This is a genomic window from Streptomyces sp. NPDC090445 (assembly GCF_044769385.1).
GTDB lineage: Bacteria > Actinomycetota > Actinomycetes > Streptomycetales > Streptomycetaceae > Streptomyces.
Genome location: NZ_JBIVXV010000026.1, coordinates 1 through 14,215 on the forward strand (window position 1 = coordinate 1; position 14,215 = coordinate 14,215).

16 protein-coding genes are annotated in these 14,215 nt (G+C 72.4%); 7 read left to right on the forward strand and 9 right to left on the reverse strand.

What is annotated here, in order from left to right:
- Window positions 1-280 precede the first annotated feature (280 nt).
- The gene (locus tag ACIQUT_RS32070; RefSeq protein ID WP_403568104.1) at window positions 281-541 is read left to right on the forward strand and encodes a hypothetical protein; all 261 of its coding nucleotides are present in this window, start codon (window positions 281-283) and stop codon (window positions 539-541) included.
- A gap of 27 nt (window positions 542-568) precedes the next feature.
- Here the strand turns inward: ACIQUT_RS32070 and ACIQUT_RS32075 are convergent, their stop codons facing one another.
- The gene (locus ACIQUT_RS32075; RefSeq protein WP_403568106.1) at window positions 569-1,444 is read right to left on the reverse strand and encodes an SDR family oxidoreductase; all 876 of its coding nucleotides are present in this window, start codon (window positions 1,442-1,444) and stop codon (window positions 569-571) included.
- Between the two features lie 17 nt (window positions 1,445-1,461).
- Entirely contained in the window at window positions 1,462-2,037 is a 576-nt protein-coding gene (locus ACIQUT_RS32080; RefSeq protein WP_403568108.1) for a TetR/AcrR family transcriptional regulator, read from the reverse strand.
- A 532-nt stretch (window positions 2,038-2,569) separates the two neighbouring features.
- Between ACIQUT_RS32080 and ACIQUT_RS32085 the strand changes: the two genes are divergently transcribed.
- On the forward strand, window positions 2,570-2,929 hold the full coding sequence (locus ACIQUT_RS32085) for a DUF6191 domain-containing protein (protein ID WP_403568110.1): 360 nt from the start codon (window positions 2,570-2,572) through the stop codon (window positions 2,927-2,929).
- Window positions 2,926-3,435, forward strand: a complete 510-nt coding sequence (locus tag ACIQUT_RS32090) for a DUF3995 domain-containing protein (protein WP_403568112.1) — start codon at window positions 2,926-2,928, stop codon at window positions 3,433-3,435. Before ACIQUT_RS32085 ends, ACIQUT_RS32090 begins: the two co-directional genes overlap by 4 nt.
- Window positions 3,436-3,479: 44 nt before the next feature.
- Here the strand turns inward: ACIQUT_RS32090 and ACIQUT_RS32095 are convergent, their stop codons facing one another.
- Window positions 3,480-3,929 (reverse strand): VOC family protein, encoded by a 450-nt coding sequence (locus ACIQUT_RS32095; protein WP_403568113.1) that lies wholly within the window; start codon window positions 3,927-3,929, stop codon window positions 3,480-3,482.
- Between the two features lie 96 nt (window positions 3,930-4,025).
- Here ACIQUT_RS32095 and ACIQUT_RS32100 point away from each other — a divergent pair, with 96 nt between their 5' ends.
- Window positions 4,026-4,607 (forward strand): TetR/AcrR family transcriptional regulator, encoded by a 582-nt coding sequence (locus tag ACIQUT_RS32100; RefSeq protein ID WP_403568265.1) that lies wholly within the window; start codon window positions 4,026-4,028, stop codon window positions 4,605-4,607.
- A gap of 130 nt (window positions 4,608-4,737) precedes the next feature.
- On the opposite strand, the gene ACIQUT_RS32105 is transcribed toward ACIQUT_RS32100, so the two are convergent.
- Entirely contained in the window at window positions 4,738-5,004 is a 267-nt protein-coding gene (locus tag ACIQUT_RS32105) for a hypothetical protein (RefSeq protein WP_403568115.1), read from the reverse strand.
- Window positions 5,005-5,135: 131 nt separating this feature from the next.
- Here ACIQUT_RS32105 and ACIQUT_RS32110 point away from each other — a divergent pair, with 131 nt between their 5' ends.
- Complete coding sequence (locus tag ACIQUT_RS32110; protein WP_403568117.1) at window positions 5,136-6,932, forward strand: protein kinase; 1,797 nt, start codon at window positions 5,136-5,138, stop codon at window positions 6,930-6,932.
- Between the two features lie 88 nt (window positions 6,933-7,020).
- Here the strand turns inward: ACIQUT_RS32110 and ACIQUT_RS32115 are convergent, their stop codons facing one another.
- From ACIQUT_RS32115 to ACIQUT_RS32125, 3 genes are all read right to left on the reverse strand, one after another.
- A complete protein-coding gene (locus ACIQUT_RS32115; RefSeq protein WP_403568118.1) occupies window positions 7,021-8,190 on the reverse strand; it encodes a hypothetical protein in 1,170 nt (389 codons plus the stop codon).
- The gene (locus tag ACIQUT_RS32120; protein ID WP_403568120.1) at window positions 8,187-9,242 is read right to left on the reverse strand and encodes a HesA/MoeB/ThiF family protein; all 1,056 of its coding nucleotides are present in this window, start codon (window positions 9,240-9,242) and stop codon (window positions 8,187-8,189) included. Before ACIQUT_RS32120 ends, ACIQUT_RS32115 begins: the two co-directional genes overlap by 4 nt.
- 100 nt (window positions 9,243-9,342) lie before the next feature.
- Entirely contained in the window at window positions 9,343-9,471 is a 129-nt protein-coding gene (locus ACIQUT_RS32125) for a hypothetical protein (protein ID WP_403568121.1), read from the reverse strand.
- A 408-nt stretch (window positions 9,472-9,879) separates the two neighbouring features.
- On the opposite strand from ACIQUT_RS32125, the gene ACIQUT_RS32130 reads away from it, so the two are divergent.
- Together ACIQUT_RS32130 and ACIQUT_RS32135 are read left to right on the forward strand one after the other, a co-directional pair.
- Entirely contained in the window at window positions 9,880-10,653 is a 774-nt protein-coding gene (locus ACIQUT_RS32130; RefSeq protein ID WP_403568123.1) for a helix-turn-helix transcriptional regulator, read from the forward strand.
- A 453-nt stretch (window positions 10,654-11,106) separates the two neighbouring features.
- Window positions 11,107-11,823, forward strand: coding sequence for a BTAD domain-containing putative transcriptional regulator (locus ACIQUT_RS32135; protein ID WP_403568125.1), 717 nt, complete (start codon window positions 11,107-11,109; stop codon window positions 11,821-11,823).
- Between the two features lie 7 nt (window positions 11,824-11,830).
- Here the strand turns inward: ACIQUT_RS32135 and ACIQUT_RS32140 are convergent, their stop codons facing one another.
- Together ACIQUT_RS32140 and ACIQUT_RS32145 are read right to left on the reverse strand one after the other, a co-directional pair.
- Window positions 11,831-12,319 carry a S26 family signal peptidase gene (locus ACIQUT_RS32140; RefSeq protein WP_403568127.1) on the reverse strand — a complete coding sequence of 163 codons (489 nt, stop codon included), beginning with the start codon at window positions 12,317-12,319 and terminating at the stop codon, window positions 11,831-11,833.
- Window positions 12,316-14,127 (reverse strand): ABC transporter ATP-binding protein, encoded by a 1,812-nt coding sequence (locus ACIQUT_RS32145; RefSeq protein WP_403568128.1) that lies wholly within the window; start codon window positions 14,125-14,127, stop codon window positions 12,316-12,318. The genes ACIQUT_RS32140 and ACIQUT_RS32145 overlap by 4 nt, the downstream gene beginning before the upstream one ends.
- Window positions 14,128-14,215 lie beyond the last annotated feature (88 nt).

Below are 14,215 nucleotides of genomic sequence, written 5' to 3' on the forward strand. Positions count from 1 at the left end.
CGAGGCCGTAGCCATCGCCCCGCACCACAAAACGGCCCCGATCAACCCACCTGTGAAGGTCCCACGCACCCGGGATTCTTAAGTCACTGGTATTGCGCCTACACCCACGGTTTCACCGCCGAGCCGCCGGCACCGCTCGACCTCTGGCGGGACTGCGTACGGATCGCGGCGGCCCGCCCGGGGGCGGGTCCTGGCCCGCCTGCGGGAGGCCTGCGGCAGCCCGGACCGGCTGGACCGGGCGGCCGAGGCGTGGCGGCTGGGCGGGAGCGCCGGGCTGGACGTGCTGGAGGAGGCCTGGACGCCGCCGAAGCAGGACACCGCCCGGGCCCGCACCGTGCTCACCGCGGGCTGGGAGCAGGACGAACTGCCCGAGCTGGAGGTGCGGGACAACCGCTTCACGCCGGCCGGCAGCGGGCTCCAGCTCCGCTACGGCCGGGACGGCCGCTGGTACCCCTACCGGCAGCGGGACGGCCGGTGGTGGCCGGCCGCCGCACCGCACCACGACCCGGCCGAGGCCCTCGCCGAACTCCTCGACGGCTGAACCGCCGGGCACCGTACGCGGGGCGGGTCAGCGGAAGTCGGCGGTGTGGTCGCGGGCCCATTCGGTGTACGGGCGCGGGGGCCTGCCGGTGACCGCGTCGGCGGTGACCGTCCCGGGGGCCTGCGGGGGTTCGGCGCCTTCCTGGGCGGCGGGTTCGTCGGGGGTCGACTCGACTCCGGAGTAGTCCTCGTAGCCGAGGAGGAAGTCGGCGTTCGCCGCGGCCCAGCCGCCCTGCCGGTGGTAGAAGGCACGGGCCTCGGCGACGGTGGCCTCCTCCAGCCGGATCTCCTCGCCGAGGGCTTCGGCGATGGCCGCCACCTGCTCGCGCTGGCTGAGCGTCTGCGGGCCGGCCAGCGTGTAGGCGGTGTTGACGTGCCGGTCCTCGGCCAGCGCGGCAGCGGCGACATCGGCGATGTCCCACTCGTGGACCGGGGTGCTGAGCCGGCCGGGGTACGGCTCGACGACGGTGCGCCGGGCACGGATCGACGGACCCCACATGTGCAGGGAGTTGACGGCGAACTCGCCGGGCCGGACATGGGTCCACTCCAGGCCGGAGGCCTCCACGGCCCGTTCGACGGGCAGGTGGTACTCGGTGTCCCAGCCGGCGGTGACGGTCGCGGACGAGAGCACCACGACACGGCGCACCCCCGCCCTCACCGCCAGGTCCACGACCTCCTGCGCCGTCTCCGGGACGGGGAACAGGAACATCTTCTCCACCCCCGCCAGGGCGTCCGCCAGCGTGCGAGGCTGAGCCAGGTCACCCGCGACGACCCGGGCCCCGGCGGGCAGCCCGGCACCGTCCGGCCTGCGCGTCAGCGCGCGTACGCTCTCACCGGCCTCCAGCAGTCGTCCGACCACGCGCCGTCCCATGTTCCCGGTCGCACCGGTCACCAGGACCGTCATCACACACCACGTCCCCTTCAGCTCTTCCCTCGGATGCCGTTCTCGAGCGTGCGGACGACCGCTGCGGCGACACCGTGCCGCGGCAGGACACCGCGACTCGCCGAGTCACAGCCGGCGTAGACGAGCGCCCACAACGTTCCCTGGATCCACTGCACCGCGACATCCGGGTCGAACACCCCCTCCGCCTGGCCGCGCGCGATCAGATCGCCCACCATCCGGTCCACGGAATCCGGCTCGCCACCCGCCTCGAAGCCCTCGAGGACGGTGGAGTCGCCGTACAGGAACAACAGCCGATCCCCCGCACCGACCATCGCCGCGACCAGCCGACGCATCGCCTCCAGAGGCGGCCCCTCGTCCACCGCCGCACCCAGGACCGACTCCCGGATCACCACATAGGCATCGGCGACGGCCGCCCTGACCAGCACCTCCCGGTCGGGGAAATAGCGGTGCAGCGTACTGCGCCCGACCTGAGCGGCCTTGGCAATGTCGGCGAGCGTTGCGGCACGGTCCCGGGCCAGCACCTCCGCGGCCGCGCCCAGGATGGCGCGACGCGTCCGACTCCGCGTTCCGGATTCCACAGCTGCACTGCTCATGTCCTGAACGTAGCAGATCATCATCCATCTTGGAGCTTGGCTCTCCAATTTTAGGACATGCATGTCCCATTAAGATTCCTGGACGTATTGCTGGAAGCGCTGCGCTGGGGGAAGGGTCTGACGTGAACGTGGAGGACACGACGGTGAGGGAGACCGCACCACCCGGGGCACACCCCGAGGCACCGCCGGAGTGGGCCATCCGGGTCCTGGTCGGGCTGTTGGCCATCGGCTCGGCCCTGGGCTGGATCCGGCGTCGGCATGGCCACCGGTACGCATGACGAACTCGCCGGGTGTGAGGGCCGGTGTGGTGGGCCAGTCGAAGAGCCTCCCCCGCACGGGGGAGGCGGATCATGCCCCGGCCCGATTCCTGCGCGCTGCGGATCCGGAACAGTGAACCCGTGGAAATCAGCGAGGCGAGCCCAACGGCGGCGGTCGAGGGGACCGGGCGGCCCGAGCGGCCTGTGCCGCTCCGGGAAGTGCGCACGGCCCGCAGCCAACCGTGTGTGCGGACGCGGACGATGAGGGGCCATCTGTGACGCTGTGGCTCATGTCGTTCCCGGCGTTCGTGTGTCTGCTGGTCTTGTTCGCCCTGGTGGAGAGCGCGTGGCGATGGTTCACGGGGCTGGGCTTGATGCCGTGGCTGCGCAGGCGCACGGGGCGGTCGTTGTCGAACACGGTCTTCGACGAATTCACGGCGGTCGTGAACGGGAACAAGGCGGCAGAGCTGGAGCAGCGGCGGGTGGAACTCCTGCAGCGGGACGACGAGAGCGACGGCGCGCCGCCTCGCTCCAGCATCGACCTGACCGAGGGCACCGCGTTCATCGTGTTGCCGCGGGCAGCGGCTGCCCCGCGCGCTGACAGGTGCGATGCCCTTGAAGGCGGCCGGCGGTGAAGCGCGAACCGGAGGGGGCGGTCGCAGAGCCGTCCATGCTGTGGGGGCGTATCGCGTGCGTGTGGGCGGCCGCGTTCGCCGGGCTGCACTTCTACTGGGCCGTCGGCGGTGATGTGGGGTTGAGCATCTCCGCCGGTCCGTTGGCCGCCGAGCGCCCGCTGTGGTTCGTCGTGGCCGGCTTGTGGGGGGTGGGCGGGCTCTGCCTCCTCGGCGCACTGCTGGCGTGGCTGCTCGCCCGGTCCAGGCTCCGGGGCGTTCCCGCTCTGCTGGCACGGTGGCTGGGCTGGGGCGTCAGCGCCCTCCTGCTGGCCCGCGGCATCGGTGTCGAGGTGCTGCTGCTGACCGACGCAACGCACCTGGACACCTCCGTGAGCGCGGGGCAGCGGGCCTGGACGCTGACCCTCTGGAACCCCTGGTTCATCGCCGGAGGACTGGCCTTCGGCCTCGCCGCCCTCCGGTCCCGCAGGCCTGCCGACGCGGAATCGCCACCCCCGTCCAGGCGCTGAGGCGCCGTCCCTTCGGCGAGTGGCGCTCGCTCGCCACCGGGGTTTCAGGCGTTGGCGTAGTGGGCGGCGTACTCCTCGCTGGGCGGGACGACGGTGATGACGTCGATCAGCACACCGTCGGGTGCGGCGACGATGAAGTGGCGCTGGCCGAACTCCTCCGTGCGCAGTGGCAGTACCTCGGGCAGGCCGGCCCCCGCCACGAGCCGCTGGTGCTCGGAGTCCACGTCGTCCACCTCGAAGTTCAGCAGCAGGCCGCCCCGGAGCGCGACCCGGTGACCCTCGGGGACGGTCGGGTGGGCGTGGTCGAGGAGGGCCAGCTCGTACTGCGGGGCGTCGGGCCGGCGCAGGCTGACGTACCAGTCCGACTCGAAGGTCACCTCGAACCCGAGGTGGCGGGTGTAGAAGTCGCGGGAGGCCGCCACGTCCCGGGTGGCGAGCACCGGGTAGAAGCCGCCGAGCTTGGTCGCGGGTCCTGTCGTGATGTCGTTCGTCATGGCAGAGGAGGGCCCTTCCTTTTCGCGTACTCCGGGTATGCGAACTGTCGCGTTAGCATACCCCGGGTATGCGAAAAGGGAAGGGCGGTGCGCGTAATGGCGGTCAACCGGGCGGAGCAGCGAGCGGCCACGCGGCGGGCGCTGCTGGCCGAAGGACGGCGGCAGTTCGCCGCCGACGGATACCACAACGTCGTGCTGTCCGAGGTGGCGCGGGCCGCCGGGGTCACCAAAGGGGCCGCCTACCACCACTTCGACAGCAAAGCGGGCCTCTTCCGGGCCGTCGTCGCCGAGATCCAGCAGGAACTGGGCGAGCAGGTCGCGGCCGCGGCCGAGCAGCACGAGGACCTCTGGGAGCAGCTCCGGGCCGGCTGCCGGGCCTTCCTGGCCGCGGGAACCGACCCGGCGGTGCGACAGATCCTGCTGGTCGACGCGCCGACCGTGCTGGGCTGGGACGAGTGGCGGGCCTTGGACGAGGAGTCCTCCGCCCGGCACCTCGCAGAGGTCCTGGCGGCGCTCGCCGCAGCCGGGGTCATCGCCGACGAGCCGGTGGAGGCCCTGTCCAGGCTGCTCTCGGGGGCGATGAACGAGGCCGCGCTCTGGATCGCGCGAGGCGGGGACCCGCACGCCGCGGAGCAGGCGCTCGACCGGCTCCTGGCGGGACTGCGCACCCCCGCCTGACAACTGTGAGTACGGGCCCGCACCGGGCCGGATGCCGCCAGAGCGGCGATCCGGTCGATCAAGGCCATCAGCAGCCACCCGCACAAGCCAATCGCGACACGAGACGCCTGACGCCTGCCGTCTGACGCCGCTACACCGGCGGAGGGTGCGGTACGGCCCCGCGGGGGCTGACCTTGAGCAGCCGGGGGAGAAGCCGGGGAAGCAGCCGGGTGCTTCCGGCGGCCCGGTACACCGTCCCCGGCACGAAGTCCTCGCCCGCCCGCCCGCCCGCCCGCCCGGCCGCCCGCCCGGCCTCGGCCGACCCGACCACGGCTGCCTGCGCTGCCGGGGACCACTGGCGCTGATCACCCTGGGCGGCACCGGGCGGCACCGGGCGGGTCCCGTACGAGGACGCCACCTCCGAGCCGCCCCGGAGCGGCCCCGGCTGAGGCGCTGTCAGCGGGCGGGTGAAACCCTGGCGTGGCCATGCCCTTACGCTTGGGCCCCGGCAGGCTGTCGACGGACGGCCGGTGAGGAACGGAGCGGGCGGTGCCGGTGCCATCGGAGCAGGCGAACGACGGAGGCCTGGTCGGCAGGGCACTCGGGGGGCGCTACCGGGTGACCGAGGTGGTCGGCCGCGGCGGCATGGGCGTGGTCGCGCGGGCGGTCGACGAGGTGTTGGGCCGGGAGGTCGCCGTCAAGCTGCTGCGCGCTTACACCGATGCCACCCCCGCCGAACAGGCCGACCTGCGGAACCGGATGCGGCGCGAGGCACAGGCCGCCGCGCGCATCCGGCACACCGGCGTGGTCACCGTGCACGACGTGACCGAGGAGCAGGGCCGACCGGTCATCGTGATGGAGCTCGTCGACGGGCCTTCGCTCGACCGAGTCGTGGCCGAGCGCGGCGCGCTGGACCCGTACGAGGCCGCCGCCATCGGCGCCAGGCTGATGGACGCGCTCGACGCCGCGCACCGAGCGGGCGTCCTGCACCGGGACGTGAAGCCGGGCAACGTGCTGCTGGAGCGCGGCGGCCGGGTCGTGCTTACCGACTTCGGCATCGCCAGCATGCAGGCTGCCGACGACGAGGAGCTGGCGAAGCTCACCCGCAAGGGCGAAATCGTCGGCTCGCTCGACTACTTGCCGCCGGAGCGCGCCCAGGGCCGGGAACCCGGACCCGCCTCGGACATCTGGTCGCTGGGGATGACCCTGTACGCGGCGGTGGAGGGCGTCTCGCCGTTCCGCCGGACCTCCGTGTGGTCGACGCTGTCCGCCATCGTCGCCGAACCGCTGCCCGAGCCCCGGCGGGCGGGGCCGCTCGGGCCGGTGCTGTCGGCCCTGATGGCGAAGGAGCCGGAGAACCGGCCCACCGCCGACCAGGCCCGCGCGATGCTGGAGCAGGTGGCGTCCGGCGCCGCCGCCGCCGGGGAGGACCCGCGGCAGCCGGCTCCGGCCGTGCCACCGGCTCCGGTCGCCGCCGCGCCCACCCCCACGGCTCCGGCCACCGCCCCACCCTCCGCCGCCGCTCCACCCTCCGCCGCCGCCGCGCCCTCCGCCGCCCCTGCCGCCGTACCGGTTGCCGCTGCCCCTGCCGCCGCTGCGGCGCCGGCCGCCGGGCCCGTCGCCGGGCCGTCTCCCGGCTTCGGCCCGCCACCCGCCGCCGTATCGTTTCAGCAGCCGCCTCACGCCCCGGCTCCGTACCCCGGATTCCCTCTGCAGGGCGGGCCGTCGGGCCAGCCGCCCACCGCCGTACGCACCACCGAGGAGGCGGCCACGGCCCGGGCACGCCGCCGCAGCCGGGTAGCGATCGCCGTGGCGGTGGCCGCCGTCCTCGCCGCGGGAGGCGTCACGTACGCCGTGACCAGCGGGGGCGGCGGGAACCAGCCCCGGGCGTCGGTGACGCCGCCGGCGGCCGAGCCCGCACCGCAGGCGTCCGGCGACCTGCCGGACACAGCCGGCCCGGGCCCTTCCCCCTCCGGGACCCAGGCCAAGCCGTCCGCCACTGCCTCGAAGAAGCCGGGCACGGCAACGCCCTCCCCGAAGGCGTCCTCGGCTGCCCCGGCCCAGCCGGGCCCCGTACCGACGGGCTGCGCCGGCTGGACCCACAAGGACCCGAAGCCGGGCACGTACGGCTACATCTCCGGCGACCACCACCTGCTGGCCGCGCCGTACCAGAACTGCACCGCCGGCGCCCTCGTCAAGAACGGCACGAAGCTCTGGTACCACTGCTACATCGTCAACCAGTACGGAAACCAGTGGACGTACGTGCGCGTGGACGGCACGAACACCACCGGGTGGCTGTACAACCGCGACCTCACCGGCCAGAAGGGCTCGTCCCCCGCGTGCTAGCGCACGGGCCCCACTCGCACCGGGCACGCATGTCCGCTGCTGTGCGGGGGCGCCGTTGTATTTCCACCCGTTCTCGATCTCCAGGCACTCATCTGTCCGACCGGTGCGTATGCCGCCTGCGGCGGGTGCACCAGCTGCGGATTTTCTGGCGGTGTTTGTGCCACCACGCCCGGGCCCAGAGACCCTGTACGAACAGCAGCACGGCCAGCGTGGCGAGTGCGTCGGCCCGCTCGGGCAGCCCTTCCCCATGGGCGAGGGCCTCGATCGACCGGCCCGCGAGCGGCAGGGTCACCTCGTGCAGCATCGCCAGTCCGAAGATGACGCATGCCGTGGACCCGACCACCACGAGCAGGGCGTAGACGTGCACGCCGACGCCGGAGGCGCGGTGCTTCGCCGAGGAGGAACGGCGCAGCAGCGCGGTCGCCTCGGCGTACAGGTTGTGGCTGCCCGACAGGTCTTGAAGGACGAAGTAGAGGTCGGTGCGCATGAACACGAGGCACTGCACGGCTGACGAGTACATCAGTGTGAGCACGGCCACCGACAGGACCGGATCGTCTGCTCCGGCTGCTCTGGCGATCAGACACGCGCCCGCGATCGCGGCGTCCAGTACGAGCCCCGAGAGGTAGACGGTGAGGCGTTCGCGGCGTCCCTTGAGCCAGATGCCCGAGACCTCTGTCTGTGCCACGAGGAACTGGAGCCGTGTGCCCAGGCTCAGCCGTCCTCGCACCCCGACGGCTCGTGCGGTGAACAGATGGGCCAGTTCGTGCAGGAGGATCAGTGTCCATGTCGTGATCGCCTGCATGGCCAGGGTGACGGTTCCGTACTGCGGTGCGAGCAGGTCGCTCCACGCGGGCCGTGCGCTCGGCTCGGCCACGGCGACCACGGGACCGCAGAGGGCGAGCAGCAACAGCACCGCGTGCAGTGCGGGGTGCACGGTCCAGCGGAGGTGCCGGCGCCGCACGGCCGGAAGGGTTTCCCGTACCGGCCGGTGGTCGTACCGCCTGCTTCCGACGGTGTCGGCGAGGCCTGCCGCACCCAGTCCCTCCGCGAACGCCTGCACGTCCAGGTCGCGGCCGGCGGTGTGGCGCAGCGCGGAGCGGGCCTCGTCCGGCGGGCAGCCGGCGGCCAGCAGGAGGAGTGCGTCGAGCCCTTCCGGGGGGAGGGCTATGGCCGCCCCCGTGTCCTGGCGCCCGACGAGCCATTCGTGGCCGTGCGGGCGCATCTCCAGGACGGGAAGGACGATGCCGTTCCGGTTCATCGCCCGCACACGGGGCAGTCGGGCCGTGAGGGGTGTCGGACGTGGACGTGCTGGTCCGGGGCTATCAGGTTCATGCCGCGCACGTAGCCGAGCGGTTCCCGGTTGATTCCCGTGAGGAGCGCGATGACTTCGTAGGCGATCAGCTGTCCGGAGATGCCCGCGACGGGGGCGAGGACGCCCTTGCCTCCCATCCTCGGGTGGGCGCCGGGCTTGAGCCGGGCCTCCTCCCCGGCTGCCACGCACAGGTAGCACGGTCCGTCCGGCCCGTACGTACCGACGGCCACGAGCGGGCCGTTGTAGCCGGCCGAGACCCACGGGACTCGGAGGCGGGTGCAGACCTCGTTGGCCCAGTGGGCCAGTACGTCCACGCGGGGCTCGTCGGCACAGAGGGCGAGGGCGTCGCACCCTTGCAGCAGTTCTTCGAGTTCCGGGGCGGCGTCCACGTGGCGCCGGACCGCGGTGTACGTTCCTGCCGAATTGACGGCAGTCAGGCGGTCGGCGGCGGCTTCGGCCTTGGGGCGGCCGATGTCCGACTCGGTGTACAGCACCTGCCGGGTCAGGTTGGACTCCTCGACCACGTCCGCGTCGACGCACGTCAGCGAGCCCACGCCGGCTGCGGCCAGCGCCCACGCCGCGTGGGAGCCCGTTCCGCCCAGGCCCACGACGAGTACCCGCGCCCGCCCCAGTGCCCGCTGGTTCTCCCACGGATCGTTGCGCGGTCTGAGGTCGACCCGCCTGAAGTAGGCGTGGTTGCGGCTGTAGCGTGCGGCTTCGGCCGGGGGCAGGGCGGCGGGGCCGGCCGCGGCGTCTTCCACGTAGCCGGAGTCCAGGAGGGCGGTCACCAGCCGTCGCGCACCGGCCGTCCCCAGGTCGGGGTGGAGAGCGGCGACCTGGGCCTCGATCCGGTCGGGAGGGTTCTCGCCGTCCATCAGCCGCAGGGCGCTCCACGCCCAACCGTTCGGATCCGCGATCTCCGCGGAGATCCCGTACAGCTCGCCGCCGATGCGGACGGTTCCGTCATCGAGCTGGTGCGCCAGGTGTTCGGTTTTCACCCTGGGCCGTCTCATTGGTGCATCACCGGTGCATCACCCTTCGAGCGGGATGTGGCGGAACGGGTGACCCGTTCCGCCACAGAGAACGGGCCTGCCGCGATCAGGTCTCGTTGGCCTTGTTCTGAATGGTCTCGATCTTGTCGAGCAGGCGGATCTCGATGGTCCCCGGCTCCGGGTGCTCGGCGGCTGCCCCCTGGCTGACGGACTCGTCGCGGGACGTCTCGTTCATGGCGGTCTCCTTCGGTCGTACGCCGTCGGTCCGGCGTGACTCCATGCTGGTCAGGGGGCCTGTCGCGGGGCTTTCACGCTTCTTTCGGATCGGCGTGGAGGATTTCGGAGCCGACTGCGGATGCCTCGATGCCGTGGCAGTTTCCGGCCTCGGCTTGAATGTGCAACGGCATACCGTGCAACGAAGGGGAGCTTGGTGTACGGGGCACTGGGGCTTGACCGGGAGAGTGAGTCCGTTTACAGGATGATGCTGGAGAACCCGGGGTGGGGGGTGGCCGAGCTCTCCGTCGCATTGGGGATGGACAGGGCTTCGGTCGTGGCGACACGGGACCGGCTGGCGGATCTCGCGTTTCTGAGGTCGTCGTTGAACGATCCGGAGGCGCTTCGGCCGGTACCGCCGGAGATCGCTGTGGACACGATGCTCGCCCGGCAGCAGGCGGAGTTCGCCCGCAGGCAGAAGGAGATCGAGGAGAGCCGCACCGCCATGGCGGCCATGCTGTCGAACTACGCCTCGCTGCAGGCCGGCCAGAACGCCGGTGGTGTCGAGCGGGTGGTGGGGTTGGACGCCATCCGCGTCAGGCTGGAGGAACTGGCCTTCCGCGCCCGCCGCGAGACGCACGCGTTCGCGCCCGGCGGTGCGCAGACGCCGGCCAACCGCGCCGCCAGCCGGCCTCTGTCCGAGGCGCTGCTGGCGCGGGGCGTACGGGTGCAGACCGTCTACCTCGACAGCGTTGCGAACGACCCCGGGAGCCGGGAGCACATCGCCCGGATGGCGTCCATGGGGGGCGAGTCGAGGACCGTTCCCTCGCTGCCCATGCGGATGCAGATCGTGGACCGGGAGGTGGTGCTCCTCCCCCTGGATCCGGCTGACTCCTCCCAGGGAGCCGTCGTCATCCGGGAGGCCGGGGCGCTGGCCGGCCTGTGTGCCCTCTTCGACCAGGTGTGGGCGAGGGCTCAGCCGCTGGGAGAGGCGGTGGTGCCGGTGTCGGCCGACACGGTGGGGCGGCAGGAGGTGGCGCTGCTCCAGCTGCTTGCCGAGGGGCTGACCGACGAGGCCGCGGCGCGAAGGCTCGGAGTCTCGCTGCGTACGGAGCGGCGGATGATCACAGAGCTGTCGAAGCGGCTGGGAGCGACCAGCCGGTTCCAGCTCGGGCAGCGCGCAGCCGAACTGGGTGTCCTGTAGACGCGTTGGCCGAAAGGCTCCGGGGGCCGGGCCGCGCCGGGGCCGCACCGCGCCGGGGCCGGGCCGCGCCGGGCCGGGCGGCTCGGCGCGGCCCGGGCGGAGACCACAGTGTTCTCGTGGCACGAATGTGTCACGAGAACACTGTGCCACCGCCGCCACCTGGCACGAACCTGCCGCGGGCGGCAGGGTTCCTTCTGAGCAGGCCCTCGGACGGGCTTCCGCCTGACCAGCGGTTGTCTTCTCCGGAAGGTCCACACCTCCCAGCTCTCTGCCGGTGTCACCGGACCTTGCCGGCCCGGCGCCGAGCTGGACGTCACCGTGCGGACCCGCCTGCGTGCCAGTACTCCAGTATTTCGCTCGTCATGGGGGATCACCTTGCACATTCAGCTCCTGGGCCCGGTCCGGGTCTCCACAGGGCAGTCGGGAACGCTCCGTCTGCTTCCCTCCACCAAAATGCGCCATCTGCTGGCCCTGCTCGCATGGAAGCCCAACTCCTTCGTCTCCGACGACGAAGCCATCGCGCAGATCTGGGGTGAGGACCACCCCAAGGACCCCCGGGCGACCCTGTACACGTGGGCGAGCCGACTGCGTCGCCTGATGGGGACCGCCGACTCCGGGCGGCAGGATCCGGGCTGCTCGCTGGTGCGCCGCGACGGCGGCTACATGCTCGTCGCCGACCCCGGCCAGGTGGATCTGCACGGGCTGAGGCAGCTCGTCCGGGCGGGCCGGTCCGCTCGGCGCGCCGGTCGGCCCGAGGAGGCGTACGAGCTGTTCGACGAAGCGCTCAGGTCGGCCCACGGTGTGCCGCTGGCCGACCTGAGCTCGCCCTGGGCCGATCGGGTCCGATGGTCGATGGAACTGGAGCTGCTGACGGCGCGCCTCCAGCACGCGCAGCTGGCGCTGGCGTCGGGCCGGTGCGCGGAGGTTCTGGCCACGCTTTTGGAGCTCGCGGACCGGCACCCGCTGGACGAGGCGGTGGCGGAGACACTGATCCGTGCGTTGTACCTGTCGGGCAGACAGGGGGATGCTCTCGGCCGCTACCGGTTGATCCGAGGCCTGCTCGTCGACCAGCTCGGCCAGGAACCGGGGCCGGCGCTGCGCGATCTGCACGATCTTGTGCTGCGCCGTGATTCCGTCCTGAGTGCCGACGGCCGCGGTTCCACGCAGTGACACGGGGTCAGAGCTTTCGCAGGACGCTGCCCAGGACCCGGTCGCAGGGGAAGAATCCGAACTGGCGGGAGTCGAAGCTGACCCGGGCGTGGTCGCCGAGGAGGTAGAGCGCGTCGGCGGGTACCTGCGGCGCCGTGCAAGCAGCCGTTGCCGCCTGCGGTGCCGGGGTGGGATCTCCCGGCACCGCGGCCACCCGCTTGATCAGCCATGCCCGGGCGTCGACACCGCCCGTCGGGCAGCCGAGGCCCGCAGCAGGTCCCGCCCAGTGCGGTTCGTCGGCCGCCGGGCGTTCCACGACGATGATCCCGCCGCGCCCGGGGACGTGGCCGCGTCTGACCAGGACCCGGTCCCCGGGCTGGTAGGTGGGCTGCATGCTCAGGCCCTGGACGGTGACGACGACGAGGCGTCGACGCAGCCGGCGCAGGCCCACCGCGACCACCGCTGCGGCGGCGAGCGCCGCCGCGGCGCACACGGGTGTCGTACGGAGGACGGTCATACGGGCAGTTCCTGGGGTCGGTAGCCGGATGCCTGGAGGGTGAACAAGCGGGCGTAGGGGCCACCGCGGGCCATCAGATCGGCGTGGGTCCCTACCTCCGCGACGCGCCCGCCGGCCAGGACGACTATGTGGTCGGCCTCGCGTACGGCTCCGAGGCGGTGCGAGATCAACACGCTGGTCCGGCCGCCGCGCAACCGGGTCAGGGCCGTGTGGATCTCGTACTCGGCTTCGGCGTCGAGACCCGACGACGGCTCGTCGAGGATGAGCAGGTCGCGGTCCTCGCGCAGGAAGGCACGGGCGAGCGCGAGGCGTTGGCTCTGACCGCCGGAGAGCATCACCCCGGTCTGCGCCTCGTCCTCGTCGAGGTCCTGGCCGGCGAAGAAGGTGCGGGTCAGGAGGGTGTCGTAGCCGTGGGGCAGGGCGCGGAGCGTCTGGTGGACGCCGGCCCTGCGGGCCGCCGCTTCGACACGCGGGCGCTCGTCCAGGGCGGGAAGGTCGCCGAGCCCGATGGCCTCGTGGGCGGTCAGGTCGTAGTGCATGAAGTCCTGGAAGACAGCTCCGAGCTGCTCGCGCAGGGCGGCGGGATCGACGTCGCGGAGGTCCACTCCGTCCCACAGGATCCGGCCTTCGGTGGGGTCGTAGAACCGGCAGAGCAGTTTGACGAGCGTGGACTTCCCCGCACCGTTGAGTCCGACGAGAGCGACGGCACGGCCGAAGGGGATGGTGAGGTTGACGTCGCGCAGCGCCCACGGGTGCTCCGGGGAGTAGCGGAACGAAACATTGCGGAACTCGATGCCGCGCGACAGGCGGGGCAGGGCCCGGGGGGCCGCGAGAACGGGAAGATCCGGTTCGGCCGTGGTGACGACCCGGTAGTGATCGAGGAGCACCACCGCCTGGTGCGTCTTGCCGACTTCGCCGGCCAGATGAGCCGATGCGCTCTGCACGCCCGCGACGGCCGCCATGAAGATGGCCACGTCGCCGACGGACAGGGTCCCGGCCACGGCGGAGCGCACCGCCCACAGCATCCCGGCACCGGCCACGCATGCGGCGAGGACCGCCAGAGCCGACTGGGTGTACACCTCGCGCCGGTCCTCCCGCCGGATGCCGGCGTCGGCGGTCCGGCGCTCGGCGCGCATGCGCTTGAGGAAGAAGTCGCCGATACCGAGCAGGCGGATCTCCTTCACCGCCGCCTCGCTCGTCAGAAGCTGGTCGTAGAACAGCTCTCGGCGTTCCGCCGGGCCGACGGCCCACATGGCACCTGCCCGGCGCCGCGCGAGCAGCACCTCAGCCACCAGGACCGGGATGCTGAAGACGAGGACGAAGACGGCCATGACCGGGGCTATGACGGCGAGCGACGCCACGAAGCCGAGGAGGGTGACCGCCGCGCCGACAGCGGCGAGCAAGCCGTCGGTGGCCGCGCCCGGCGAGTGGCGCCCCGACTGCTTGGCCAGCCTGAGACGGTCGAGGAAGACCGGGTCCTCGAAGGGCCCGAGCCCCACGATCCTGCCCACGGCGGTGAACAGACGGTGCTGGGCGAGCATGCCGATGGACCGGTTGAGCTCGGCGCGCAGATAGCCGAGGACGTGCGGGGTGGCTGACTGCACAATGCCTGCGGCTGCCAGGCACAGGACGGGGACGGCCGCGGCGGCGAGGCCGTCGTCCTCCGCCAGGGCGTCCAAAGTCAGCTTGGTCGCCCAGCCGGTGACGACGGGGAAGGTGCCCGACAGGAGCACGAGGACGGCATGGACGGGGACGAGTGCGGGCGCGGCCGCGAAGGCCAGCCCGAAGGCTGCCGCGAGGGTGCGCACTCGGCGCCGGTCGGGGCGGCGGGGCCGGCTGCCGGGAGCGTCCGCGGGCTGTGGCTCTGTTTCGGGGTTCGGACGGAACATACGGGGC